Source organism: Telluria sp. RT2P19 (assembly GCF_059685725.1).
This window is the reverse complement of sequence record NZ_JCASIL010000018.1, coordinates 92,978-117,335: the sequence shown is the minus strand read 5'-3', so window position 1 is coordinate 117,335 and position 24,358 is coordinate 92,978. Positions and strand designations below refer to the sequence as shown.

The following is a 24,358-nucleotide window of genomic DNA, read 5'->3' as shown; positions in this document are numbered from 1 at the left end:
CGGCCTCCAGCATGGCGCGCTGTCGTCGAGGCGTCTGTACGGCGCCGCACCTGCAGTCGCTTGCCCTCAGGCCGCCGCTTTCTCCTTGCGCAGCGAGCGCGGGAAGCGCAGGTGATACCGCAGCCCCTCCCCCGGCGCACTCTCCACCCGCACCAATCCACCCAGCGCCCCGGTCACCAGGTTGTACAGGATGTGCGCCCCCAACCCGCTGCCGCCGGTGCCGCGCTTGGTCGTGAAGAACGGATCGAACAGTTTGTCCAGGGTGTCCTTGTCCATCCCCGCCCCGTCGTCGGCATAGTCGAACACGATCCAGCCATCGTCTTCCAGCGCGGCCCGCACCGTGATCTTGCCCGGCTGGTCGCGCTCGAAGCCGTGCACCAGCGAATTCATGACCATATTGGTGACGATCTGCGACACCGCGCCCGGATAACTGTCCAGCACCAGGTCCTGCGGGCACGCAACATCGACCGTGACCGGCCGCCCCTTCAGTTTCGGCTGCAGGGACAGCAAGACTTCCTTCAGGTAGGCGCCGAGATTGAAGCTGCGGATGTCGCCCGAGGACTGGTCCACCGCCACCTGCTTGAAACTGCGCACCAGCGCCGCCGCGCGCTGGGTATTGGTGGTCATGATGCGCAGCGACTGGTCGACCACGTCGAAGAAGCCCGCCAGGCTTTCCTCGGTCATTTCACCCGCCGCCAGCTCCTCGCGCGTGAGCTTGAGTTCCTGCACCAGGTGGCTGGTCGCCGTCACGCAGATGCCCAGCGGGGTATTGATCTCGTGCGCCACGCCGGCCACGAGGCGCCCCAGTGACGCCAGCTTTTCCTGGCGCACCAGTTCCGACTGCGCTTCCTGCAGCGCGTGCAGGGCCTCGTTCAGCGCCGCATTCTGCTGCTCGAGCTCCTGCTTGGCCTTGCGGATCCTGCGGTCGGCCTGCATGCGCGCGATCGCCACCGCCACGTGGCTGGCCATGAAGGCCAGCAGGTCGAGATCGGCCTTGCTGTAGACGATCGCCGGGTCGTAGCTCTGCACCACGATCACGCCATACGGCTTTTCGTGGACCAGCATCGGCGCGCCCATCCAGCTCGCGATGCCGGTATTGCCGAGCGGTTCGTTGACGATGCCGTTGGCGACCAGCTGCCTGAAGCTCCCCAGGTCGTGCAACTGCGCCTGCTTGCTCGACAAGACGTACGAGCACATGGCCTTCCCGAACGGGAAGCGCTGCAGCGGCGGCGTATCGTCCTTCTGGTCGACGAAATACGGGATGCTGATTTCCTCGGTATCCGGGTGATACAAGGCGATCAGGAAATTGTCGGCCACCATTAGCTCGCCGATGATCCGGTGCAGGCTGGCGCTGAGCAGGTCGGTGTCGAGCGCCTGGGCCGACAGGTCGGCGATCTGGTACAGCGCGTGCTGCACCTTCTCGGCGCGGCCGCGCTCGGCCACTTCGTGGGCCAGCGCCGCGGTGCGCTCCTGCACGGCGCGCTCCAGGCGGTCCATGCTCTGCAGGCCCTGCAGCGCGTTCGACACGTGGTTCGCGATCAGCGCGAACAAGGCCTGGTCTTCTGCGCTATAGGTCTGCTCGCTGGAATAACTCTGGATGACCATCGCCCCCAGCGCCTGGTGGTTCTGGTCGAGCAACGGACAACCCATCCAGTGCTCCGCCGCGCTGCCGCTGCCCCAGACGGCGCCGCTGCGCGCTGCGAAGTCGGCGGCGGTCAGGACCAGGGCTTCGCGGTTGAGCAGCACCCAAGCGGTGGGCGACTGCTCGGGCGAAGCGAGCGTGATGCGTTCGTTGGGGTCCGGTCCTTCATCCGTCTCGTCGACGAAGTATACGAAGCACACGGTGCCGTCCTCGCGGTCGGCCAGGGCGACATAGAAATTGGCCGCATACATGATGCGCCCGAGCGCCCGGTGCACGGCTTCGATGAATGCGGTGATGTCGCTGCAGCTGGTCGATAATTGCCCGATCTCGAGCAGCATCGACTGGACCGCTTCCAGCCGGTCAAGACGTTCCATGCTTCCCCCACGTATTCGTTGAATGCAAATAAATGCGCAGAGGAAATAGTAGCAGCTTGACGCCCGCCGCAGCATCAAGATGGCGGGCGATTGTCGTTTTTCAGCGCGGCGCGCGGAAATCGTTGTCGATCCAGGCCAGGGCCGAGGCCTGCGTCAATTTGAAAGTCGGGGCGACGCGCACCTTCGCCACCTGCTCGCCCATCTCGTCGGTCGCGGCCAGCAAGGCGTAGGGGTCGTCGTCATCCGGCACGATATCGAGCGTGACCTTCAATTCACCCTCGCCGGTCGAGACGAACAGGTTCTTGTGCAGGATCGCGTGCAGGTGCTGCTCGTGGCGGCGGATCACCTCGGACGCGGTCTTGATCAAGGTATTGAAGGCATTCACATCGAGCGGCTTGGGGTTCTTCTTGTCGCGCCCCATGGTCCATGGACCGACCAGGGCTGGTTCTGGCTCGCCGTCCTTGTACATGGCCACCGCCCAGCCTTCGTCATCGTCGTTCTTGATCACGCGCGCGGTCCAGCCATTGCCCTGCCACAGGCGGGGTTCCTGTACCGGGCCGGCGTCCTGTTCTTCGCCATCGTGATCGTGGGTGTGGTCGTTCATCTACTTCCTTCTACGGGCTGGCGCCCAAAACCACGATCATAGAGGAATCCGGGCCCATGAAAAAGCCCGCATGCGCAAGCAGTGCGGGCCTTTTTCGAGGTGACTCGACAATATCAAGCGGGACAATCGTCGACGATGCGCGGAAAGCGCCAGTCGGGACCCGGCGGCGGCATGACGGGCGGGCCGACCGGGATCGGACGCGGGTCGCCGTTGGGTGCGGGCGTGTGCCGGTTGAACGGGTTGATGATGATCGGCGGGATGGCCGGCGGCGCCGATGGCGGATCTTTCGGTCCGCCGCGCGCCATTGCCAACCGGTCCCGGAGTCCGTGAAACGCAGCTTGCATGGGGTCCTCCTGTAACAGAGACAGTCAGTATAGGAAACCGTGTCGCCATTACAAGAAGAAAAATTGCCGGCGGTCCTGCCGGCCCCGCCCATGCGCGCTTTATTCCGCAAAAATTGCGGCCTGTCGCATGCCGGTGGATGCGCACCGCGCGCAGGCATACAGTTCGAGCATGCAAGCACAAAACGTTGCACCGACACCCTACTTATCTGCGAGGACCGCCATGAAAAAATACGCCCCCTACGTCATCCTGTTCCTGTTCGCCGCCCTGCTGTTCAATAGCTGGGGCAACGACATGACGGTCCACTTCGATGGCGACGAGATCGACGGCCCGCTGGGCTTCATGCTGGCGACCTTGTTCGCGGGCGGCGGCACCTTGCTGGCGGCCTTCATCACCATGATGGTGGGCGTGCTGCTGGCGGTGATCTTCGCCGGCGTCGGCGTGATGTTGCTCGGCGCGCTGGCGATCGGCGCCGTGATCCTGGCCCTGGCCATTTCGCCGCTGCTGCTGCCGCTGGTGATTCCGGCGGCACTGGTCTGGTATCTGGTGACCCGCTCGCGCAAGGTCAACCTGGCGAAGACCGCCGGCGCCTGAACGACGTCACGGTTGCCACCGCCGGCCGGGATTCATCCCGGCCTTTTTCATGCCGACTTGCGCGCCACGTATTGTTCGTAGCCGCGCGCGCGCAAGGCGCAGGCCGGGCAAGTGCCGCAGCCATGGCCCCAGGGATGCGCCTCGCCACGCTCGCCCAGGTAGCAGGTGTGGGTGTCGAAGCGGATCAGGTCCACCAGGGCGTCGCCGCCCTCCTGCCGCGCCAGCTCCCAGGTCTGCGCCTTGTCGATCCACATCAGCGGGGTCTCGACCTTCAGGCGCGTGGCCATGCCCAGGTTGAGCGCCACCTGCAGCGCCTTCATCGTGTCGTCGCGGCAGTCCGGATAGCCCGAGAAATCGGTTTCGCACATGCCGCCCACCAGGACGTTCAGGCCGCGCCGGTAGGCCACCGTGGCCGCCACCGTCATGAACATCAAGTTGCGACCCGGCACGAACGTGTTCGGCAAGCCGTTTTCCTGCATGGCGATCGCAACATTGCTGGTCAAAGCCGTGTCAGAAATCTTCGAGATCAGGGACAGGTCGATCATGTGGTCATCGCCCAGGCGCGCGTCCCATGCGGGACTGAGCGCGCGCAGTTTCGACAGCAGACCTGGACGCACCTCCAGTTCGATCGCGTGGCGCTGGCCATAATCGAAACCGATCGTCTCGACCCGCGCATAGCGCTGCAGCGCCCAGGCGAGGCAGGTGGTGGAGTCTTGGCCGCCGCTGAACAGCACGAGCGCGGTGTCGGAAGATGGTGTGGTCATGGTCTGGAAGAAAAGAGAGCAACTGTACAAGCGGCGCATTCTGTCACAAATCGCCAACACCGTGTGTGCAGGGCTTTTCCGAGGCGCGCACACAACGTTTCGTGACGACATCGACTTTGCCAATCAGTTAAGATGCGAACGAGTATTCTCAGTGGAGCGCCATGTTGTTACTTCGATCGATTCCCCGCCTGCGTCCCTTGCCTCGGCTGATGCGCCATGCTTGCCTTGGCCTGGGCGCGCTGTTGCTCACCGCCGCCGTCCACGCACAAGATACACGGGGAGTCGACTACACGGTACGCATCGACGCCCCGCGCGCGCTCGAAGAACTGCTCGAAGATAACCTCGACCTGATGCGCTGGCGCGGCAATGCGCGGGTCGACCTCGAACAATTGCAGCGCCTGGTGAAAGAAGCGCCCGAGCAGGCGCGCACCCTGATCGCCACCGAAGGCTATTACTCGCCCAAGGTCTCCGCCGGCCTGGATACCAGCGGCGAGCGTCCCGTGGCGCGCGTGATCGTCGACCCGGGCCAGCCGGTGCTGGTCGGCGACGTCGACCTCGTGCTGCAGGGCTTCGCCCCGTTCGAGGAAGGCGGCGCGCCGTTCGACGCCAACGCCCTGCGCAACCGCTGGACGCTGCCGGTCGGCAGCCAGTTCCGCCAGGGCGACTGGGAAGGCGCCAAGCGCGGCCTGCTGCGCGACGTGGCGCAGACGCGCTTCCCGCGCGCGCGCCTGGTCGAGACCAGCGCCACGGTCGACCCGGATTCGCGCCGCGCCCTGCTGCGCGTGGTGATCGACTCCGGTCCCGAGATGCGCTTCGGCGAGCTGCGCATCCGCGGCCTGAAACGCTACCCGCGCGAAGTCATCACCAACCTCAACAAGATCAACCCGGGCGACGAATACAGCGAAGCCGCCCTGCAGGCCCTGCAATCGCGGGTGCAGGACACCGGTTACTTCAGCAGCGTCGAAGTGAGCACCGACATGCGCGCCGTGCTCAATGCCGAGATCGCCGACATCAAGGAAGACGCCGACAGCGACGCCAACCCGGCCACGCCGGAACCGCCGACCGGTCCGACCGTGCTGCCGGTGGTGATCCGCGTCACCGAGAACAAGCAGAAGAACGTCGAGGCCGGCGTCGGCTTCTCGACCGATACCGGCGCCCGCGCGTCGCTGGGCTACGACGACCTGAACGTGTTCGGCAAGCGCTTCAAGAGCGACCTGATCTACGAGCAGAAGCGCCAGACCGCGAAAGGCGAATTCTTCTGGCCGACCACCGCCAAGGGCTATAACGACAGCGTCAGCGCCGGCATCGAGCGCGAGGACCTGCGCGGCGAGATCACCACGCTGGCCAGCGTGGCCGCGCGCCGCGCCTGGGGCACGCCGCTGCTCGAACGCAGCCTGACCTTCGAGGTGCTGACCGAAAAACGCGAGGTCGAGGGCCTGGAGCCGACCCGCACCCGCAGTCTTCCGCTTACCTACAGCATCACCCGGCGCAAGCTCGACAGCCTGATCCAGCCGACCAACGGCTATGTGTGGAATGCCCAGTTCGGCGGCGCCGTGCTGCCGATCCTGACCGACGAAAAATTCCTGCGCCTGTACCTGCGCGGCCTGTACTACAAGCCGGTCGGCGCCGCCGGCAGCCTGATCCTGCGCGGCGAGACCGGCGCCGTGGCCTCGAAAGAAAAGCTGGGTGTGCCGAGCACCTTCCTGTTCCGCGCCGGCGGCGACCAGTCGGTGCGCGGCTACGGCTACCAGGAACTGGGCGTGCAGGAGAACGGCGCCACCGTGGGCGGGCGCTACCTGGCCACCGCCAGCGCCGAATACCAGTACTGGTTCAAGCCGCCCTGGGGCGTGGCCGTGTTCTATGACGTCGGCAATGCCGCCGACAAGTTCGGCGACCTCAATCCCAAGTCGGGCTACGGCGTCGGCGCGCGCTGGCGCAGCCCGGTCGGCCCGATCAACGTCGACCTGGCCTATGGCCACGCGGTGCGCAAGGCGCGCCTGCACTTCTCACTCGGATTCACGTTCTGATGGATACACCTGACACCAATCCAGCGCCAACGCCCGGCCAGGCGCCGGCCTCCAGGCCGCGCCGCTGGCCGCGCCGCGTAGCGATCGGCGTCGTCGCGACCGGCGTCATCGTCGGCGGCACGCTGTGGTACCTTGGTCGCGAGACCACGCTGCAGATGATCGTCCAGCGCGTGGCCGACGCCACCGGCGGCAAGCTCACCGTCACCGGCGTCACCGGCTCGATCTACGGCGCCATGCATATCGAGCGCCTCGTGTGGCGTACCGACGAGCAGATCGTCACGGCGGTCAAGATCGACGTCGACTGGTCGCCGTCCCAGATCCTGTCGGGCGGCATCCTGGTCGACAAGCTGTGGGCCGCCAGCGTGCGCATGCAAACGCTCAAGGAAACCGACGAGCCGTCGGTGCTGCCGGCCAGCCTCGCGCCGCCGTTTCGCATCGAAGTCGACAACGCACGCCTGAACCGCCTGACGATGGTCAACATCGCCGGCGCCGAAACGGCCATCGACAATATCCGCCTGCGCGCCAAGGGCGACAAGCGCAGCTGGGTGGTGCAGGATGCGGCGGCCAGCACGCCGTGGGGCCAGGTGGCGGCCAACGCCACCGTCGGCGCACAGCGGCCGTTCAAGATCGGCGCCTCGGGGAGCCTCACGCAATCGCAGGCCAGCGCCGGCGCCCGCGCCGCCCAGCTGCAACTGAAGGTGAGCGGCGACCTCGAGAACGCGACCCAGATCGACGCCACCGGCCAGGCCGGGCGCGCGGTCGGCGACGCCCACTTCACGATCGCGCCGTATGCCGACATCCCGCTGCGCGCGCTGCGCGTCAATGGCCGCAACCTCGATCCGGGCTTCTTCAATCCCGCCCTGCCGACGGCCGACCTGACCTTCGCCCTGGCCGGTAAGCTCGACGCCAACCGCAATATCAGCGGCAGCGTCGACATCACCAACACCGGGCCGGAAGGCACGATCGACCAGCAACGCCTGCCGCTGCGCGCCGCGCGCGGCCAGCTGGGCGGCAACCTGAATGCGCTGCAAGTGTCCGACGTGCTGCTCGACTTCGGCGCCGCCGGCAAGTTCACCGGCACCGGCGGCGTCAAGCGCGAGCAGGACGAGGAAGGCCTCGGCACCGCGCGTTTCGCGCTGCAGACCGAGCGCTTCAACCTGCGCGAAGTCCATTCGGCGATGAAGCCGACCGCCATCAAGGGCACGATCGCGGTCACCAACGAGGCCACGCGCCAGACGCTGGAAGCGAACCTGGCGGACGCCGGCCTGCGCCTGGCGGCCCTGGCCACGCTCGAGAACAACGTCGCGACACTGAACGAAGCGCGCCTGAACGCGGGCCGCGGCAGCATCACCGCCAGCGGCAGCATGAGTCTCGAGGGCGACCAGGCGTTCAAGGCCACGGCCAACGCCAACCGCTTCGATCCTTCGGCGTTTGGCGACCTGCCCGTGGCCGACATCAACGCCACGATCAACGCCGCCGGGGCGCTCAGCCCCGAATGGAAGGTCGACGCCGACTTCGTCGTGCGCCAGAGCCGCCTGATGAACCAGGCGCTCGCCGGGCGCGGCAAGTTGAGCGCCGACGCGAAACGCATCAGCGGCATCGACGCCAACCTGGCGCTGGGCCAGAACAAGGTCGACCTCAAGGGCGCCTTCGGCGGCGCCGGCGACCGCCTTGACTGGCGCCTCGATGGCCGCCAGCTGGCGGCGGTGCGCAGCGACCTTTATGGCGCGGTGACCGCGAATGGCGTCGTGACCGGCACCATGCAGGCGCCGCGCACGACGTTCGAGGTCAACGCCCAGGACCTGGGCTGGGTCGCGGCCCAGCGCAAGAGCGGCAGCGGCGTGCTGCGCGCCAGCGGCGAAGCCTGGCTCGGCGGGCCCGAGAATGCACGTGCGGTCGAGGTCAAGGCCAGCGGCAGCACGCAACGGTTCAATCCGGCCGCCTTCGGCTCTCCGCTGGCCGGCAATATCAATTCGTCGTTCAGCGGCAGCGGCCGTGCCGGCGCCGACTGGCGCGGGGCGCTCGACTTCAGGGTGACGGACGATTCGACCCTCGGCAGTTCGCCGTTCCGGGGCCACGCGCGCCTGACGGCCGACCGCCGCCACGTGTCGAATACCGACGTCGACCTGCGCGTCGGCCCCAATATCATCGCCGCGACCGGGGCCTTCGGCGCCGCGAGCGATGCACTGAACTGGAAGATCGACGCGCCGCAGCTGGCGGCGTTCGGCCCGGGGTTCGGCGGCGTGCTGCGCGGCTCGGGCGTCTTGTCCGGCACCATGGACACGCCGTCGCTGAGCGCCACCATCGAGGGCCAGAACCTCAGGGCGCTCGGCACGCACAATGTGCGCTCGCTGCGCGCCAGCGCCAACCTGGGTTCCGGCCGCGGCGCGGCCGATCCGCTGGTCAGCAAGGTCGAGGTGCTCGACTACGTCAGCGGCGAGACCCGCGTATCGTCGGTGCGCCTGCAGTCCGAAGGTACGCGCGGCGCGCACACGGTCAAGCTGTCTGCGCTCGGCGACGCGTTCGACGCCAACACCGAGATCCGTGGCGGCTTCAAGCGCGACACCTGGAGCGGCACCCTGGCCGCCCTGCAGAATCGTGGCCGCTACGCGATGCGCCTGCAGAACCCGGTCCCGGTCACGATCGCCGGCGCACCGGGTTCAGGCCTGGGCGGCCTGGCCAGCCCGGAACGCATCGCCTTCAACGGCGCCGTGATCGCCCTGCCGAACGGCAGCATCACGGTCGATACGCTGACCAAGGACGGCCCACGCTGGAGCAGCCGCGGCCACGCCGACAAGGTGCCGCTGACTTACTTGGCGCAGTTCTCCCCTGCCCTGGCCGACAATGCGCGCGGCGACCTGACGCTGGGCGCTGCCTGGTCGGTCGACATGCGCGCGCCGGTCGCCGCCGGTGCCGCGCCTTCGCTGGCCGGCAACGTGCGCGTGTTCCGCGAGGGGGGCGACGCCATCGTCGGCGGCGACACTCCGGTGCCGCTCGGCCTGCGCAAGCTCGAAGCGAGCGCCGAAGTGGTCGGCAGCAGCCTGCGCGTGAACCTGGACTTCGATGGCGCCCGTACCGGCGTGGCGAAGGTCGAGGCCAATGCGCAGATGCTGAACGGCCGCCTGGAGCGCGACAGCCCGCTGCGCATGACGGCCAATGCCGACCTCCCGTCGATTGCCTGGCTGGCGTCGCTGGCCGGCCAGCCGGGACTGGAACTCGATGGCGCGCTGCGCCTGGCGATGACCGGCAGCGGCACCATCGGCACGCCGAGCCTGAACGGCAATCTCGATGGCGACAAGCTGGCGGTGCGTTGGGCCGAACAGGGTGTGCGCCTGCAGAATGGCGTACTGCGCGCCCAGCTCGGCGGCGACCAGCTGCGGGTGGAGCGCCTGACCTTCCAGGGCCGCCAGGGCAGCGCCGCCGCCAGCGGCTTCGTGCGCTTCGCCGACGGCGCGCCGACCATGGACGTGCGCCTCAACATGGACAAGCTCGAAGCGTTGTCGCGTCCGGACCGCACGGTGATCCTCAGCGGCCAGGCCTCGCTGGTGCGCGACGCCAGCCGCTTCGCGCTGGAGGGTAAATTCCGCGCCGACCGTGCGCTGATCGAATTCGCGCCACAGGGCACGCCGACGATCTCGGACGACGTCATCGTCCTGGGGCGCGGCACGGAAAAGAAAACGCCGACCACCAAAGAGAAGGAAGTGCCGCTCACGGTCGACCTCGCGGCCGACCTGGGCGACGACTTCCACGTGCGCGCCATGGGCATCGATGCCTACCTGGCCGGCACTGCGCGGGTGCGCATGACGGGCGCCGGCCAGCCACGCATCAACGGCACCATCCGCGCCGTGAACGGCACCTACGCGGCCTACGGCCAGAACCTGTCGATCGAACGCGCGATACTCACCTTCAGCGGCCCCTACGACAACCCGTCGCTCGACATCCTGGCGGTGAGGAAGCGCCCCGAAGGCGAGCAGCTGTCCGAGACCAACGTCGAAGCCGGCGTGCAGGTGCGCGGCACGGCGCAGTCGCCGACGGCGCGCCTGGTGTCGACACCGAACGTGTCGGACAGCGACAAGCTGTCCTGGCTGGTGCTGGGCCACAGCATGGAAGCGGCCAGCGGCGACCAGAAAGGCGTGCTGACGGCGGCCGCGGGCGCCCTGCTGGGCGGCAGCGGCGGCACCGGCGGGATCCAGTCCAAGATCGCCAATTCGCTCGGTGTCGATGAACTGGGGCTCAAGCAGAACAACAACGGCGGCGATTCGTCGGGCCTGGAAAGCACCGTGGTCACGGTCGGCAAGCGCATCTCGTCGCGCGCCTACCTGAGCTTCGAGCAGGGCACCAGCACCGCGTCGAGCCTGGTGCGCCTGCGCTACAAGCTCACGCCGCGCATTGCGCTGCAGTTCCAGACCGGGACCAATAGCGCGCTGGACGTGCTGTATTCGTGGGCGTTCGACTAAGGCCCGGCATGGGAGCGGCCTCCTGCCTCGCCGCCATGCTGCTGGCGATCGCCGCCAGCGCCGCCGCTGCGCAAGACCATGGCGACCTGCTGCGGGCGCCCGAACGCATCGAGTGGGACGCCGGCGGACTGTACGAGGGCCGCTTCCCGGACGGCACGCCCTTCCAGCTCGCGCTGGCCTATCCCGCGCCAGGCGGCCTGCCGGGCGACGCCGCAAAGATCATGGCGTCGGCCTACTGGTTCCCACGCGGCTACACCGGCAAGGCGCGCAAACTGGCCACGCTGGACGCTCCGGCAGGCGTGGCGAAGCTGGCGCCACTGCTCGACTCGGGCGCGCAGGCGCCTGAAAGATTCTCGATCGTGCTGGAGCCCGACCGGCGCGCAGGCAAGGGTAGCTGGACGCAGGAAGGACCGGCCAGGAAGCTGCCGTTCACCCTCAGGCGTGTCGTTCTGTACCGGGCGGTAGCGCTGGCCAGGCCGTCACCCGAGGCCCGGGCCGAGGGTTCGGACCAGCCGTTCGTGTTTTCCGCGCTGTTCCCCGTGTTCAAGGATGGCGCATTGGACGAATGGGTACGCGCCGTGGCGGGCCGCTGCGACGCCGATACCGAATGCACCAACCGGATCCTGGTGCGCTGGCATTCGGCAGACCAGTTATCGCTCGACGCCAGCGCCTGGACCTTCGGCTGGGGCGCGGCCCATGGCAACTACCGATCGACGACGCGCCACTATGCGCTGGATGGCGGCAAGGCGGTGCACACCCGCTTCACCGCCTTCGTCGATGCCGGCACGGCGTGCCGCGAAAAAGTCTCCACCGCGCTCGTGGCCAGACTGGGGGCGCAAGGGCTGTCGTGGGCCGAGCAGGGCGCACTGGACGTGTTCAAGGAACCAAAGTTCATTCCCCTGCCCTCCGGCATCGAGTTCCACTGGGATCCGTATGAGGTAGGCAGCTTCGCCCAGGGCACCCCGAGCGTGTTCCTGACCCGCGCCGAGCTGGGAAGCTGCGCCAAGAACCTGCCGCACTACGACTGAACGAGGCGGCCGTGATCGACTGCGACGTCGCGCCGCAGGCGGCCCAGGAGGTAGCCGTTGAAGATGCCAAACGTGGCGCAGACCAATGCCGCCGCTGCCGGCTGGCCGGCCAGGTCGGGACGCACGGCCAGCAACACCGAGGTCACATACTTGACCGCGAAGATCGACAGCATCAGCACCAGCGGCAGCGCACTGCCGGCCACGCGCACCCGGCCCGGCGCCGCCCCGGGCGTCAGCCGCATGCGGCCGAAGCGCCAGGCCGGTAATGCCGCCGCTGCAAAAGCCGCCATCCACGCCGTCAGCGCAGTCGCATTGAGCCCGAACTTGAGTGCGATATCATGCAGCGACAGCGCGAGCATCACCAGCGGCAGCACGAACAGCCTGGCCACGGCGATCTCGCGCCCGCGCAGCTCGGCGACGCCACGCCAGACGAGGAAGGCGAGGATGGCCCAGACGTAGAGGGGCGTGTGGCTCAGGATCTGGATCAGCATGGCGCTCTCCGGCGGTGATTGAAAGTGAAGCCAGTATGTGGGTCGGCGGCGCAGGGCGTGATGCCATGCGACGAAGCGTCATCCCTGCGGCGCGAGATGCACGTGCGCGGCGCGAGAATTCGTGTGGCCGGGTAGAATCCGGCCATGCCGCGCAAAACACCCATCTTCCCCGGCCCGCGCACCGCGCGCGGCGCCGTGCTGGCCGTCCTGCTGTCCAATGCCGACCAGGCCGGCGCCGAGCCGCTGCGCGGCCGCGTCACGCTGGCCGCCATCGTTCGCGCCTTGAAGCGCAAATACCACTGGCCGATCGAGACCACCAGCTTCCCGTCGAACGACATCGACGGCCGCGCCACCTGGGCCACGGTCTACAGCCTGCCGCAGGACGTCATCGACGCCGCGCTCGATGCCAAGGGCCGCGACTGGCTGAAAAGCACAAACTCATAAAATATGCTCATCGATACACGGCCTGATTGATGTTGCTGTATCATTAATCAATGGCCCGTGACAACATCAACGATATCCTCGTCTTTCTCGCCGTCGCCCGCGAACGCAGCTTCACGCGCGCCGCGGCGAAACTCGGCATGACCCAGTCGGCGCTCAGCCACATCGTGCGTTCGCTCGAAGCGCGCCTTGGCGTACGCCTCCTGACGCGCACCACGCGCAGCGTGTCGCCGACCGAGGCCGGCGAACGCCTGCTGCAGAACGTGGGCCCGCGGCTGGAAGAAATCGAGGCCGAGATCGCGGCCGTCAGCGACTTGGGCGACAAGCCGGCCGGCACCATCCGCATCACCGCGATCGACCATGTGATCGACACCGTGCTGTGGCCGCGCATCGCGCCGCTGCTGCCGCAGTACCCAGACCTGCATGTGGAGATCAGCTCCGACTATCGCTTGATCGACATTGCCGCCGAACGCTACGACATCGGCGTGCGCCATGGCGACCAGCTGGAGAAGGACATGATCGGCGTGCGCCTGACGGCCGAGGTGCCGATGCGGATCGTCGGCGCCCCTGCGTACTTCGCGCACCGCCCGGTGCCGACCTCGCTGCAGGAACTCATGAAGCACAACTGCATCACGCTGCGCCTGCCCAGCAGCGGCGGCCTGTATGCATGGGAGTTGATGCACGGAGGCCAGGCGCTGGAAGCGCGCGTGCGCGGGCAGTCGGTGTTCACCAACATCTACCACATGCTCGACGCCGCCTTGCACGGCGTCGGCCTGGCTTTCCTGCCCGAGAGCCTGGTCGGCCCGCATGTCGCGGCGGGACGGCTGGTCAGCGTGATGGAAGACTGGTGCGTTCCCTTCGAGCCCCTGCACGCCTTCTATCCCAGCCGCCGCCACTCCTCGCGCGCACTGATGCTGGTGATCGACGCCATCCGCTACAAGGAGTAATGCAGGCAATGACGCCGATCGCGCGTGCTCAGACCAGCGCCGGCATCTGGGCCAGCATCTTGTCGAGCGTGACCGGATAGTCGCGCACGCGCACGCCGGTGGCGTTGTAGATCGCGTTCGCCACCGCCGCGCCGACGCCGCACAGGCCCAGTTCGCCGACGCCCTTGGCCTTCATCGGCGAGGTCGTTGCATCGGTTTCGTCGATGAAGATCACCTCCTGGTGCGGGATGTCGGCATGCACCGGCACCTCGTAGCTGGCCAGGTCGTGGTTGACGAAGAAGCCATGGCGCTTGTCGACCGCCAGGTGTTCCATCAGCGCTCCGCCCACACCCATCGTCATCGCCCCGATCACCTGGCTGCGCGCCGATTTCGGGTTCAGGATGCGGCCCGCCGCGCACACCGACAGCATGCGCCGCACGCGCACTTCGGCGGTGGCGACATCGACCGCGACTTCGACGAAGTGGGCGCCGAAGGTCGACTGCTGGACCTTCTTTTCAAGGTCGCCGTATTCCATGGTGTCCTCGGCCACGATCTCGCCGCCCCTGGCTACCTCGGTCAAGGATACCGAACGTGCGCCCACGCGTACCGCGCCGTCGCTGAACTCGGCCTTCGCCGCATCGAGTCCCGCCTTCTGCGCGATCTGCTCGCGCAGCTTGACGCAGGCCGCGTACACGCCGGCGGTGGCGCTGTTGGCGCCCCACTGGCCGCCCGAACCGGCGGACACCGGATAGCTCGAGTCGCCCAGGCGCACATCGATGCGCTCCACGCCGACACCGAGCATCTCGGCCGCGGTCTGGGCGATGATGGTGTAGCTGCCGGTGCCGATATCGGTCATGTCGGTTTCCACCGTCACCCTGCCGTCGCGTTCCAGGCGCACCCGCGCGGCCGACTTCATGTTCATATTGTTGCGAAAGGCCGAGGCCACGCCCATGCCGATCAGCCACTGGCCTTCGCGCACCTGGCCCGGCTGGGCCTTGCGCTTGTCCCATCCGAAGCGCTCGGCGCCCTGGCGCAGGCATTGCACGTAGCGCCGCTGCGAGAACTTGCGGCCCGCCTTTTCGGGGTCGACCGTGGTGTCGTTGACGACGCGGAAGGTGACCGGGTCCATCTTGAGCTTCTCGGCCATCTCGTCGATCGCCACTTCGAGTGCCATCATGCCCGGCGCCTCGCCCGGCGCGCGCATCGCATTGCCTTCCGGCAGGTCGAGCGTCGCCAGTTGCAGGCGGGTCAGGCGGTTGCCGCCGGCGTACAGCAAACGGGTTTGCTGGACCGCGGTTTCCGGCTGGCCGCCCGGCAGGTCGCCCGACCAGCTTTCGTGGGCGATCGCGCTGATGCGGCCTTCGCGCGTGGCGCCGATGCGGATGCGCTGGATCGTGGCCGGACGGTGCGTGGTGTTATTGATCATCAGTGCGCGCTGCAGCGCGACCTTTACCGGACGCCTGGCCGCGCGGGCGCCGAGCGCCGCCAGCAACGCCTCGGCGCGCAGGAACAGCTTGCCGCCGAAGCCGCCGCCGATATACGGCGAGACGAGGCGCACGTTCGACGCCGGGATGCCGAGCGTCCTGGCCAGGTCTTGCTTGCCCCAGTCGATCATCTGGTTCGAGGTCCAGACCGTGACCTTGTCGCCTTCCCAGGAGGCGATCGAGGCATGCGGCTCCATCATCGCGTGCGACTGGTCGGGCGTGGTGTAGGTGGCGTCGAGCTTGACCGGCGCGCTGGCGAAGGCGCTGTCGAAATCGCCGACCTTTGACTCGGCATCGTCGGTCTTCGGCGTGACCGCCGCATTCATCGCCGCGGCCAGGTCGTAGACGCCGTTGGCCTGCGCGTATTCGACCTTGACGAGCGACGCCGCCGCGCGCGCCTGCTCGAAGGTCTCGGCCACGACGACGCCGACCGCCTGGTGGTAGTGCTGGACGTCCGGCCCGGCCAGCAGGTGGGCGGTGTTGAAGTTGCCCTTGCCCAGCTTGCCGGCGTTTTCATGGGTGACGACGGCGATCACGCCCGGCGCGCGGCGCGCGCCGGCGGTATCGATCGACACGATGCGGCCCTTGGCGATGGCGGCGCCGATCACATGGCCGTAGGCGGCGTTCGGTGCCGCCGCGTGCTGCTCGTACGCGTACGGCGCGGTGCCGGTGGTCTTGAACGGGCCGTCGATGCGGTCGAGCGGCTTGCCGACGACCTTCATCTGGTCGATCGGATTGGTGGTGTCGGGTTTGGTGAATTTCATGGTCTCAAGCCTTTCGTTCAGCTTGCACGGGCTTGCGCCAGGATGGCGTCGAGCGTGCGCTCGACGAGCAGGATCTTGAATGCGTTGTCGCTGGTCGTGCGCGCGCCGGCCAGCAACTGCGCGGTGACGGCCCTGGCGCCGCGCGGCAGCTGGCTGTCGGCCGCCGCCACGCGCCACGGCTTGTGCGCCACGCCGCCCACGGCCACGCGGCCGCTGCCGTCCGGCTGCACCACGGCCGCCACCGAAATCAGGGCGAACGCATACGAAGCACGGTCGCGCACCTTGCGGTAGTAGTGCTTGCCGCCCAGGGGCCTGGGCAGGGTCACCGCCGTGATCAGCTCACCCGCGGTCAAGGCGTGCTCGATGTGCGGCGTATTGCCGGGCAGGCGATAGAAGTCGGCGATCGGGATCGTGCGCGCGCTGCCGTCGGGGCGCACGGTCTCGACACCGGCGTCGAGCAGTTGCATGGCCACCGCCATATCGCTCGGATGGGTCGCGATGCAGGCGTCGCTCTGGCCGACGACCGCGTGGCCGCGCGTATAGCCGCCGATGGCCGAGCAACCGCTGCCGGGCGTGCGCTTGTTGCACGGCATATTGGTGTCGTAGAAGTAGGGGCAGCGGGTGCGCTGCAGCAGGTTGCCGGCGGTGGTCGCCTTGTTGCGCAGCTGGGTCGAGGCGCCGGCCAGCAGCGCGCGCGACAGCACGCCGTAGTCCCTGCGCACGCGGGCGTCGGCGGCCAGGTCGGTGTTGCGCACCAGCGCGCCGATGCGCAGGCCGCCTTCCCTGGTCGCTTCGATCCTGTCGAGCGCCAGGCCGTTCACGTCGATCAGGTGGGCCGGGGTCTCGATCTCGAGCTTCATCAGGTCGAGCAGGTTGGTGCCGCCCGCGATGAAGCGCGCATTCGGGGTCCTGGCGGCGGCGGCCGCCGCTTCGGCCGGGGTGGCCGCGCGTTGATAGCTGAATGCCTTCATGCCTTGACTCCTCCGACTTCGGCGATCGCGTCGATGATGTTCGAATAGGCGCCGCAGCGGCAGATATTGCCGCTCATGCGCTCGCGGATCTCTTCGACCGACAGCAATGGCTTGACATTCAGGTCGCCGGTCACATGGCTCGGGATGCCCTGGCGGATCTCGTCGATCACCGCCACGGCCGAACAGATCTGCCCCGGGGTACAGTAGCCGCACTGGTAGCCGTCGTGCTTCACGAACGCCGCCTGCATCGGATGGAGTTTATCGGGCGTGCCCATGCCTTCAATGGTGGTGACCTCGGCGCCATCGTGCATGATCGCGAGGCTCAGGCAGGAATTGATGCGGCGGCCGTCCACCAGCACGGTGCAGGCGCCGCACTGGCCCTGGTCGCAACCCTTCTTGGTGCCGGTCAGGAGCAGGTGTTCGCGCAGCGCGTCGAGCAGCGTGGTGCGGGTGTCGAGCGTGAGTTCGCGCGGCTGGCCGTTCACGCGCAGGGTGACCTTGCTGGTCACCGGCGCCGGCGTCTGCGCCACGCTGGCTGCGCCCTGCCCCGCGGCCTGGGCGCCGGCCAGCGGCAATGCCGCCGCCGTCGCGCCGAGCGCGCCGCCGATCAGGACACCGCGCCGGGCCTGGTTGATATTGGTGGAGTCGTCCATCGGTATTCTTTCCTTGGTCAGCAATGAAAATCAGTTGATGTTACGGCAAGCCCCTTGCCACATTCATGAAGGCCGCAGCAAGGGCTTATGTCCATGGCTCATGAATCGCGACGCCGTGCCGAGCGTCCCGCCAGCAGCGCCAGCACGGCGGCGGCGACCAGCAGCGCCGCGCTCAGGTGGAAGGTCGCGCGGTAGCCGCTGGCGTCGAACAGCAGGCCGCCCAGGGTCGCGCCGAGCATGATCGCAAGCTGGACCACGGCCACCATCAACCCGCCGCCGGCCTCGGCGTCCTGCGGCAGGGTCTGCGCCAGCCAGGTCCACCAGCCGACCGGCGCCGACGTCCCGACCAGGCCCCAGATCGCGAGCAACACCGTGACCGCCGCCGTCGAATGACCGACGACGACCAGCGCGCCGGCCACCGCCGCCATCACGAGCGGCATGGCGAGCAGCACCGGATACAGCCTGTCCTTCAGCACAAAGCCGATCAGGGTGGTGCCGACGAAGCCGGCCACGCCCAGCACCAGCAGCATGAGCGACAAGGCCGCGGCGCCGACGCCGGTGACGCTTTCCAGGAAAGGCCGCAGGTAGGTAAACAGTGCGAACTGCCCCATGAACAGCAGGCTTACCGCCGCCATGCCGGCGACCACCGCCGGCCGCTTCAGCAAACGCAGGGCGCCGCCCGACGCCGCTTCTTCCGTGACGCGCAGTGGAGGAAGGCTCAATAGCAGCCAGGCCAGCGCGATGGCCGCCACCGGCACCAGGCAGAAGAAGGCGCCGCGCCAGCCGATGACCGCGCCCAGGTAGCTGCCGGCGGGCGCCGCGATGACGGTCGCCAGCGCATTGCCGCCATTGAGGATAGCCAGGGCGCGCGGCACCTCGCGCGCCGGCACCAGGCGCATCACGGTGGCCGCCGACATCGACCAGAAGCCGCCGATGGCGACGCCGATCAGCGCGCGGCCGACCATGAACACGACGTAGTTCGGTGCGAACGCGGCCACCGTGCCTGATCCGATCATCAGGAAGGTCAGGCCCAGCAGCAGGATCTTGCGGTCGAGCTGCCCGACCAAGGCGCCCAGAAACAGGCTGGTGAGCAGGGCGAAGGCGCCGGAGATCGCGATCGACTGGCCGGCCTGGCCCTCGCTGATGCGCAGCTCGGCCGCGAGCGGCGTGAGCAGGCTGACCGGCATGAATTCGGAGGCGACCAGGGCGAAGGCGGCGAGCGACATCGCCAGCACGGCGCCCCATGCCGCGCCCTGGGCCGGCTTGCTGTCGCAAGCGGCGGGAAGTGTGGGATTCATTGTTGAGCCAAGCAGGTTGATGCGACCGTCCTGCGCATGGCAGGACGGGTGGCGGCGCAGGTGGCGCCACAGGACAGCCCGGAAGACGGGCTACGCGACGCGCGCGGGAGGGTGGATCACGCGGCCAGGGTGGCGTTATCGATCACGAAGCGGTACTTGACGTCGCCCTCGAGCATGCGTTCGTAGGCGTCGTTGATCTCGTCGGCGCGGATCATCTCGATGTCGGCCACGATGCCGTGCTTGGCGCAGAAGTCGAGCATTTCCTGGGTTTCCGGGATGCCGCCGATCATCGAGCCCGCGATCGCGCGGCGCTTCGTGATCAGGCTGAACACCTGCGGCGACGGATGCGGCGACTCGGGCGCGCCGACCAGCACCATGGTGCCGTCGCGCTTGAGCAGGTGGAGGAAGGCGTCCAGGTCGTGCGGCGCGGCGACCGTGTTGACGATCAGGTCCAGGCTCCTGGCCTGGGCCGCCATCGCCTCCGGGTCCTTCGACACCACGACTTCATCGGCGCCCAGCGCCAGCGCGTCCTGGCGTTTCGATTCCGAGGTCGTGAACGCGACCACATGCGCGCCCAGCGCGTGGGCCAGCTTGATGCCCATGTGACCCAGGCCGCCAATGCCGACGATGCCCACGCGCTTGCCGGGACCGGCGTTCCAGTGGCGCAGCGGCGACCAGGTCGTGATGCCGGCACACAGCAGCGGCGCAACAGAGGCCAGTTGCTCTTGCGGATGGGTCACGCGCAGCACGAAGCGCTCGTCGACCACGATCTGCTGCGCGTAGCCGCCCAGCGTGTGCCCTGGCGCGTCCGCGGTCGGGCCGTTATAGGTGCCGACCATATTGTCGCAATAGTTCTCGAGGCCCTCGCCGCAATCCGGGCATGCCTTGCAGCTGTCGACCATGCAGCCCACGCCGACCAGGTCGCCTACCTTGTGGCCCGTGACGTGGGCACCGACCGCCGATACGCGGCCCACGATCTCGTGGCCGGGCACGCAAGGGTACAGGGTGCCGGCCCATTCGGCGCGCACGGTGTGCAGGTCGGAGTGGCAGACGCCGCAGAAGTCGATGTCGATCTGGATGTCGTGGGCGCCAGGGGCGCGGCGCGTGATATCAAGCGGTTCGAGCGGTTTGTCGGCGGCGTTGGCGCCATAGGCTTTGACTGTCATGAGGTTTTTCCCGTAAATGTTGAATAGTTATCGTGCGCGCATGAGGCGTTTTGTCAGGGAAGCATGGTAGCCGCAAACTAATGGTCGAAACGAGCTTGAATTTGACTGGGCTTATGAGCACGATTCATGAATCGGGCGCGGTGGATGGCGTTCGAGCATATGCCGTCCGTCCGCGGAGCAGCGCCGCGCTGCACTGGACAGCCGCGCCAACCAGCGGCACACTGATCGTCATGAACCAGGAATTACTCGACGCCGTCGCCACCTATGCCCGTGCCCACGCCGACCACGACGGCCTGGCGCTCACCTGTGTCCCCGGCCTGCGCATGATGTGCCTCGACCAGCCGGGCGACAAGCTCGAATCGACCTACCGGCCGCTGGTCTGCCTGGTGCTGCAGGGCGCAAAGCACTTGCTGGCCGGGCGCCAGGAAAAGCTGTGCGCCGAAGGCCAGGCGATCGTCGTCAGCGCCGACCTGCCGGTGACGGGCCAGGTAGTGACTGCGTCCAGAGAGCGCCCGTATATCGCGCTGGCGATCGAACTCGACATGGCCCTGCTGTCGGAGCTGGTCGACCAGCTGCGCGAGGCCGCGCCAAGCGCTCCCGACCCGGCGGCAACGCTGCTGGTGCAAGATGTCGACGCCGCCATCCTCGATTGCGCGCGCCGCCTGATGCACCTGGTCGCGCATCCCGAGGCGGTGCCCATCCTGCACCCTGTCCTGATGCGCGAGCTGCACTTCTGGCTGCTGGGCGGTGAACATGGACGGCAGTTGCGCGCGTCCCTGGCGCAAGATGCGCACCCGCTGCGGCTGAACCGCGCGGTGGCGATGCTGCGCCTGTCCTACCACCAGAAGCTGCGGGTGGAGGATTTGGCCCAGACCGCGTCAATGAGCCTGTCCGCCTTCCACAAGCATTTCAAGGACTACACCTCGCTCACGCCGGTGCAGTACCAGAAGCGCCTGCGCCTGATCGAGGCGCGGCGCCTGATGCTGTATGAAGGGGTAGCCGCCAACAAGGCGGCGTTCGACGTCGGCTATGAAAGCACGTCGCAGTTCACGCGCGAATACGCGCGCCTGTTTGGCGCGCCGCCACGGCGCGATGCACGCCGGCCGGCCGTGACGGCCGCGCCGGAGCTGGTCGTTTAAAGCACGTCTTCGATCCGGATCGGCAGGTGGCGGATGCGTCTGCCGGTCGCGTGATGGACCGCATTGGCAATCGCCGCCGCCACGCCCACCATCGCCACCTCGCCCAGCCCCTTGACGCCGCTGGCGTTGAGCAGCGGGTCGGGCTGGTCGACGAAGGCCACGTCGATCTGCCCGATGTCGGCATGCACCGGCAACACGTATTCGGCCAGGTCGGCGTTCAGGAAACCACCATAACGGGGATCGACTTCGCTGACTTCGCGCAGGGCGGCGCCGATACCCCACACCACGCCGCCGCGCACCTGGCTGTCGGCCGTCACCGGGCTCGCCACCCGGCCGCAATCGACCACGCTGACCACGCGCGGCACGCGGATGCGGCGCGTGACCGGTTCCACGCTCACCTCGACGAAATGGGCCGCGTAACTCATCGACACGAACTCGGGATACACCGGTCCCGCCGGCGCCGGCATGCCCCCCTGCAGGCGGCCATAGACGGCGTCCGGCTGGCCCGGCGCCTTGCGCCGCACTTCGGCGTCGATGCGCTCGCGCCGCGCCAGCGCCAGCACCTCGGCCGGTGCCAGGCGCGGATCGTGGCCAGGCGCCAGCTGCGCCAGCGCATCGATCAGCGCCTGCGCCGCCTCTTCGGCCGCCGGCACCACGCTGGCCGTGCCCCACGAACCGGCGGTCAGGTGCTGCGGCGCGCCGCGCGTGTCGCCGATCTGGATCACCAGCGCCTCAGGGACGACCCGCAAGCGCCGCACCAGCGCATTGGCGATCGCGGTGCGCATGCCCTGCCCCATCTCGTGACCTGCCACCGTGAACAGGATGCGGCCGTCGCGCGTGGCCGCGATGCGCGCGATCGCCGGGCTGGTCGCGGCCTTGTAGGCGCCGCAGGCCACGCCCCAGCCGATGGCGCCACCATCGGACGCCTTCATCGCGGCCGGCCGCGCATCGCGCCGGCTCCAGCCGAAGCGGCGCGCGCCTTCGCGCAGGCACTCGGCCAAAAAGCGCGACGACAGCGGCTTGCCGGACAGGACGTCGAGCTGCGTATCGTTGCGAAGGCGTAGCTCCAGCGGGTCGACGCCGAGCAGCAAGGCCAGTTCGTCGACCGCCGATTCGAAGGCGAACGACGCCGGCTGCTCGAACGGCGCGCGCATATAGCCGGGCGTCTGCACATCGGTGCGCACCAGCCGCTCGCGGCCGCGGAAGTTCGGGATGCCATACAGGCGCGCGCTCATCTCGGCGTACGAGGCCGGGAACAGGTCGTGGCGCGAGGTCTGCTGGTCGGCCTCGTGGACCGCCGCCAGGATCTTGCCGGCGGCGTCGGCGCCGAGCCGGATGCGGTGGCGGCTGGCCGGACGGAAGCTCGCGTCGTGGAACAGCTGGCTGCGCGGCACCACCAGCTTGACCGGCTGGCCGAGCTTGCGCGCGGCCACCGCCGCCAGCAGGGTCTGCATCTGCAGCGAGTTCTTCAGGCCGAAGCCGCCGCCGCACTGCGGCGAGACGACCTCGATACGCGCCGGGTCGAGCCCGAGCTGGCGCGCCAGGCCATGGCGGATCGCCCCGCTGTTCTGGGTTCCCTCGTGGATCACCAGCGTACCCTTGCGCCATTCGGCCACCGTCGACACCAGCTCGATCGGGTTCTGGTGCTGCGGCGGATGCAGGTACTCGGCCTCGATCTTGTGGAGCGCGCCGGCAAAAGCAGCGTCGGCGTCGCCCGCCACCTTGTCGGCGAACATCTGCTGCGGCAGCGGAGAACCCTGTTGCGGCACGATGTCCCGGGCCGGCGCGTCCAGCGTCACGTTGAACGGCTGTTCCTCGTACCGCGCCTTGACCAGCGCCGCCGCTTCCAGCGCCGCCTCGAGCGTGTCGGCCGCCACCAGCGCGATCGGCTGGCCGCGGTAGGCGATTTTTTCGTCCAGCATCGGCTGGATGCTCTGGAAACCGAAGCCGCCGGCCAGCACGTGGCCGGGCGGCTTGCAGTCGCCCATGTCGGCGTGGGTCAGCACCAGCCGCACGCCGGCTGTCGCCCGCGCGGCGTGGGTATCGATGGACAGCACCTGGCCGCGGTTGATGGTGGAAACGGCCAGCGCCGCATGCAGCATGCCGGGCCGCGCCTGGTCGGCCGCATACAGCGCGGCGCCGCAGACCTTGTCGCGCGCGTCAATGCGCGGGGTTTTCGGAAAAGCCGGTTCGTTCATATCAGGTCCTCCGTGCGGCGATCATCAGGGCGTCTGCCACCGTGCGGGCGCCGAGTTCGATGCGGAAGGCGTTATGGCGGCCGGTCCTGGCGTCCACGAAGGCGGCGAAGCCGGCCGCCAGCGCGGTCTCGATGGTGAGTTCGCGGCCCACCAGTGCCTGCTCGGCCTGGCGCGCGCGTCACGGTCTGGTGGCGACGCCGCCCAGCGCGATGCGGGCCTGCCCGACCTGGTTACCGTTCATCGTCACGGCCACGGCGGCGGAGCTCAGGGCGAAGGCGTACGACTCGCGGTCACGGATCTTGTGGTAAGTTGACGCGCGTCCGAGCGGCGTCGCCGGCACCCGGATGCGGATGATGAGCTCGCCCGGCGCCAGCGTCGTCTCGAGGTCGGGCCGGTCCCCCGGCAACCGGTGCAGCGCCTCGATGGGGATCGTGCGCACGCCGTTCGGACCGAGCACGTCGGCCACCGCATCGAAGGCGACCAGGGCGACGGCGAAGTCGCCCGGATAGGTGGCGATGCAATGGGGGCTGGTACCCAGCAGGGCGTGGCCGCGGTCGATGCCCCCGAGGGCCGCGCAGCCGCTGCCGGGAACGCGCTTGTTGCAGGCAAACGGCTCGCCGCCACGGAAGTAGGCGCAGCGCGTGCGCTGCAGTACGTTGCCACCCAGGCTGGCCATATTACGCAGCTGCTGGGAGGCGGCGCGCCACAGCGATTCCGACAGCGCCGGATAGTCCTTGACGAGGCGCGCGTCGGCCGCCACGTCGCTCATGCGCGCCAGGCTGCCGAACACCAGTTCGTGCGCGCCGGCCGTGTCGAAGGCGCCCAGTTCCTTGACGCCGTTGATGTCGATGATGGCCGGTGGGCGTTCGACGCCCAGCTTCATGAGGTCGTACAGGGTGGTGCCGCCGGCCATCAGGCGCGCCTCGGGCTGGCTCGCCAGGGCGTGCACGGCCTGCTCGGCCGAGCGCGCACGGATCAGGGTGAATTCACGCATG

The 24,358-nt window shown here is 68.3% G+C and carries 20 protein-coding genes; 7 read left to right on the top strand and 13 right to left on the bottom strand.

The window, feature by feature from the left end:
• Window positions 1–66 precede the first annotated feature (66 nt).
• The 3 genes from AC56KW_RS20360 to AC56KW_RS20350 form a co-directional block, all read right to left on the bottom strand.
• Complete coding sequence (locus AC56KW_RS20360) at window positions 67–2,016, bottom strand: GAF domain-containing sensor histidine kinase (RefSeq protein WP_497172494.1); 1,950 nt, start codon at window positions 2,014–2,016, stop codon at window positions 67–69.
• Window positions 2,017–2,116: 100 nt separating this feature from the next.
• Window positions 2,117–2,620, bottom strand: a complete 504-nt coding sequence (locus AC56KW_RS20355; protein ID WP_497172493.1) for a hypothetical protein — start codon at window positions 2,618–2,620, stop codon at window positions 2,117–2,119.
• 113 nt (window positions 2,621–2,733) lie between these two features.
• Window positions 2,734–2,964 (bottom strand): hypothetical protein, encoded by a 231-nt coding sequence (locus tag AC56KW_RS20350; RefSeq protein WP_497172492.1) that lies wholly within the window; start codon window positions 2,962–2,964, stop codon window positions 2,734–2,736.
• 220 nt (window positions 2,965–3,184) lie between these two features.
• Between AC56KW_RS20350 and AC56KW_RS20345 the strand changes: the two genes are divergently transcribed.
• The gene (locus tag AC56KW_RS20345; protein WP_497172491.1) at window positions 3,185–3,556 is read left to right on the top strand and encodes a hypothetical protein; all 372 of its coding nucleotides are present in this window, start codon (window positions 3,185–3,187) and stop codon (window positions 3,554–3,556) included.
• A 47-nt stretch (window positions 3,557–3,603) separates the two neighbouring features.
• On the opposite strand, the gene queC is transcribed toward AC56KW_RS20345, so the two are convergent.
• Window positions 3,604–4,320, bottom strand: coding sequence for a 7-cyano-7-deazaguanine synthase QueC (queC, locus tag AC56KW_RS20340; RefSeq protein WP_497172490.1), 717 nt, complete (start codon window positions 4,318–4,320; stop codon window positions 3,604–3,606).
• A gap of 161 nt (window positions 4,321–4,481) precedes the next feature.
• On the opposite strand from queC, the gene AC56KW_RS20335 reads away from it, so the two are divergent.
• From AC56KW_RS20335 to AC56KW_RS20325, 3 genes are read left to right on the top strand one after another with little or no spacing between them, the layout of a single operon-like run.
• Window positions 4,482–6,347: an autotransporter assembly complex protein TamA gene (locus AC56KW_RS20335; protein ID WP_497172489.1), complete on the top strand. Its 1,866-nt coding sequence runs from the start codon at window positions 4,482–4,484 to the stop codon at window positions 6,345–6,347.
• Window positions 6,347–10,804, top strand: a complete 4,458-nt coding sequence (locus AC56KW_RS20330) for a translocation/assembly module TamB domain-containing protein (RefSeq protein WP_497172488.1) — start codon at window positions 6,347–6,349, stop codon at window positions 10,802–10,804. Before AC56KW_RS20335 ends, AC56KW_RS20330 begins: the two co-directional genes overlap by 1 nt.
• Window positions 10,805–10,812: 8 nt before the next feature.
• Window positions 10,813–11,832, top strand: coding sequence for an RsiV family protein (locus AC56KW_RS20325; protein WP_497172487.1), 1,020 nt, complete (start codon window positions 10,813–10,815; stop codon window positions 11,830–11,832).
• Here AC56KW_RS20325 and AC56KW_RS20320 read toward each other — a convergent pair.
• Window positions 11,823–12,323, bottom strand: a complete 501-nt coding sequence (locus tag AC56KW_RS20320) for a DUF6622 family protein (RefSeq protein WP_497172486.1) — start codon at window positions 12,321–12,323, stop codon at window positions 11,823–11,825. The genes AC56KW_RS20325 and AC56KW_RS20320 overlap by 10 nt on opposite strands.
• 144 nt (window positions 12,324–12,467) lie before the next feature.
• On the opposite strand from AC56KW_RS20320, the gene AC56KW_RS20315 reads away from it, so the two are divergent.
• Entirely contained in the window at window positions 12,468–12,767 is a 300-nt protein-coding gene (locus AC56KW_RS20315; protein ID WP_497172485.1) for a hypothetical protein, read from the top strand.
• A 50-nt stretch (window positions 12,768–12,817) separates the two neighbouring features.
• Complete coding sequence (locus tag AC56KW_RS20310; protein WP_497172484.1) at window positions 12,818–13,711, top strand: LysR family transcriptional regulator; 894 nt, start codon at window positions 12,818–12,820, stop codon at window positions 13,709–13,711.
• A gap of 28 nt (window positions 13,712–13,739) precedes the next feature.
• Here the strand turns inward: AC56KW_RS20310 and paoC are convergent, their stop codons facing one another.
• The 5 genes from paoC to AC56KW_RS20285 all read right to left on the bottom strand — a co-directional run bounded on the left by paoC (window position 13,740) and on the right by AC56KW_RS20285 (window position 20,026).
• On the bottom strand, window positions 13,740–15,938 hold the full coding sequence (gene paoC, locus AC56KW_RS20305) for an aldehyde oxidoreductase molybdenum-binding subunit PaoC (RefSeq protein ID WP_497172483.1): 2,199 nt from the start codon (window positions 15,936–15,938) through the stop codon (window positions 13,740–13,742).
• Between the two features lie 17 nt (window positions 15,939–15,955).
• Window positions 15,956–16,909 carry an FAD binding domain-containing protein gene (locus AC56KW_RS20300; protein WP_497172482.1) on the bottom strand — a complete coding sequence of 318 codons (954 nt, stop codon included), beginning with the start codon at window positions 16,907–16,909 and terminating at the stop codon, window positions 15,956–15,958.
• The gene (gene paoA, locus AC56KW_RS20295) at window positions 16,906–17,562 is read right to left on the bottom strand and encodes an aldehyde dehydrogenase iron-sulfur subunit PaoA (protein ID WP_497172481.1); all 657 of its coding nucleotides are present in this window, start codon (window positions 17,560–17,562) and stop codon (window positions 16,906–16,908) included. Before paoA ends, AC56KW_RS20300 begins: the two co-directional genes overlap by 4 nt.
• A 98-nt stretch (window positions 17,563–17,660) precedes the next feature.
• On the bottom strand, window positions 17,661–18,860 hold the full coding sequence (locus tag AC56KW_RS20290) for an MFS transporter (protein ID WP_497172480.1): 1,200 nt from the start codon (window positions 18,858–18,860) through the stop codon (window positions 17,661–17,663).
• 116 nt (window positions 18,861–18,976) lie between these two features.
• Complete coding sequence (locus AC56KW_RS20285) at window positions 18,977–20,026, bottom strand: NAD(P)-dependent alcohol dehydrogenase (protein WP_497172479.1); 1,050 nt, start codon at window positions 20,024–20,026, stop codon at window positions 18,977–18,979.
• A 113-nt stretch (window positions 20,027–20,139) separates the two neighbouring features.
• On the opposite strand from AC56KW_RS20285, the gene AC56KW_RS20280 reads away from it, so the two are divergent.
• Window positions 20,140–21,165 carry an AraC family transcriptional regulator gene (locus tag AC56KW_RS20280; RefSeq protein ID WP_497172478.1) on the top strand — a complete coding sequence of 342 codons (1,026 nt, stop codon included), beginning with the start codon at window positions 20,140–20,142 and terminating at the stop codon, window positions 21,163–21,165.
• Here the strand turns inward: AC56KW_RS20280 and AC56KW_RS20275 are convergent.
• The 3 genes from AC56KW_RS20275 to AC56KW_RS20265 are packed head-to-tail and all read right to left on the bottom strand — an operon-like array spanning window position 21,162 to window position 24,357.
• Window positions 21,162–23,363 (bottom strand): xanthine dehydrogenase family protein molybdopterin-binding subunit, encoded by a 2,202-nt coding sequence (locus AC56KW_RS20275; protein ID WP_497172477.1) that lies wholly within the window; start codon window positions 23,361–23,363, stop codon window positions 21,162–21,164. The genes AC56KW_RS20280 and AC56KW_RS20275 overlap by 4 nt on opposite strands.
• A 1-nt stretch (window position 23,364) precedes the next feature.
• The gene (locus AC56KW_RS20270; RefSeq protein ID WP_497172476.1) at window positions 23,365–23,514 is read right to left on the bottom strand and encodes a hypothetical protein; all 150 of its coding nucleotides are present in this window, start codon (window positions 23,512–23,514) and stop codon (window positions 23,365–23,367) included.
• A gap of 27 nt (window positions 23,515–23,541) precedes the next feature.
• Window positions 23,542–24,357: an FAD binding domain-containing protein gene (locus AC56KW_RS20265; RefSeq protein WP_497172475.1), complete on the bottom strand. Its 816-nt coding sequence runs from the start codon at window positions 24,355–24,357 to the stop codon at window positions 23,542–23,544.
• Between the last annotated feature and the right edge of the window lies 1 nt (window position 24,358).

Coding starts and splice junctions, on each gene's coding strand:
- AC56KW_RS20335 (WP_497172489.1), top strand. CDS start 4,482: ATGTTGTTACTTCGATCGATTCCCCGCCTGCGTCCCTTGCCTCGGCTG.
- AC56KW_RS20300 (WP_497172482.1), bottom strand. CDS start 16,909: ATGAAGGCATTCAGCTATCAACGCGCGGCCACCCCGGCCGAAGCGGCG.
- AC56KW_RS20320 (WP_497172486.1), bottom strand. CDS start 12,323: ATGCTGATCCAGATCCTGAGCCACACGCCCCTCTACGTCTGGGCCATC.
- AC56KW_RS20330 (WP_497172488.1), top strand. CDS start 6,347: ATGGATACACCTGACACCAATCCAGCGCCAACGCCCGGCCAGGCGCCG.
- AC56KW_RS20345 (WP_497172491.1), top strand. CDS start 3,185: ATGAAAAAATACGCCCCCTACGTCATCCTGTTCCTGTTCGCCGCCCTG.
- AC56KW_RS20315 (WP_497172485.1), top strand. CDS start 12,468: ATGCCGCGCAAAACACCCATCTTCCCCGGCCCGCGCACCGCGCGCGGC.
- AC56KW_RS20355 (WP_497172493.1), bottom strand. CDS start 2,620: ATGAACGACCACACCCACGATCACGATGGCGAAGAACAGGACGCCGGC.
- AC56KW_RS20265 (WP_497172475.1), bottom strand. CDS start 24,357: ATGCGTGAATTCACCCTGATCCGTGCGCGCTCGGCCGAGCAGGCCGTG.
- paoC (WP_497172483.1), bottom strand. CDS start 15,938: ATGAAATTCACCAAACCCGACACCACCAATCCGATCGACCAGATGAAG.
- AC56KW_RS20280 (WP_497172478.1), top strand. CDS start 20,140: ATGAGCACGATTCATGAATCGGGCGCGGTGGATGGCGTTCGAGCATAT.
- AC56KW_RS20310 (WP_497172484.1), top strand. CDS start 12,818: ATGGCCCGTGACAACATCAACGATATCCTCGTCTTTCTCGCCGTCGCC.
- paoA (WP_497172481.1), bottom strand. CDS start 17,562: ATGGACGACTCCACCAATATCAACCAGGCCCGGCGCGGTGTCCTGATC.
- AC56KW_RS20290 (WP_497172480.1), bottom strand. CDS start 18,860: ATGAATCCCACACTTCCCGCCGCTTGCGACAGCAAGCCGGCCCAGGGC.
- AC56KW_RS20285 (WP_497172479.1), bottom strand. CDS start 20,026: ATGACAGTCAAAGCCTATGGCGCCAACGCCGCCGACAAACCGCTCGAA.
- queC (WP_497172490.1), bottom strand. CDS start 4,320: ATGACCACACCATCTTCCGACACCGCGCTCGTGCTGTTCAGCGGCGGC.
- AC56KW_RS20350 (WP_497172492.1), bottom strand. CDS start 2,964: ATGCAAGCTGCGTTTCACGGACTCCGGGACCGGTTGGCAATGGCGCGC.
- AC56KW_RS20360 (WP_497172494.1), bottom strand. CDS start 2,016: ATGGAACGTCTTGACCGGCTGGAAGCGGTCCAGTCGATGCTGCTCGAG.
- AC56KW_RS20275 (WP_497172477.1), bottom strand. CDS start 23,363: ATGAACGAACCGGCTTTTCCGAAAACCCCGCGCATTGACGCGCGCGAC.
- AC56KW_RS20325 (WP_497172487.1), top strand. CDS start 10,813: ATGGGAGCGGCCTCCTGCCTCGCCGCCATGCTGCTGGCGATCGCCGCC.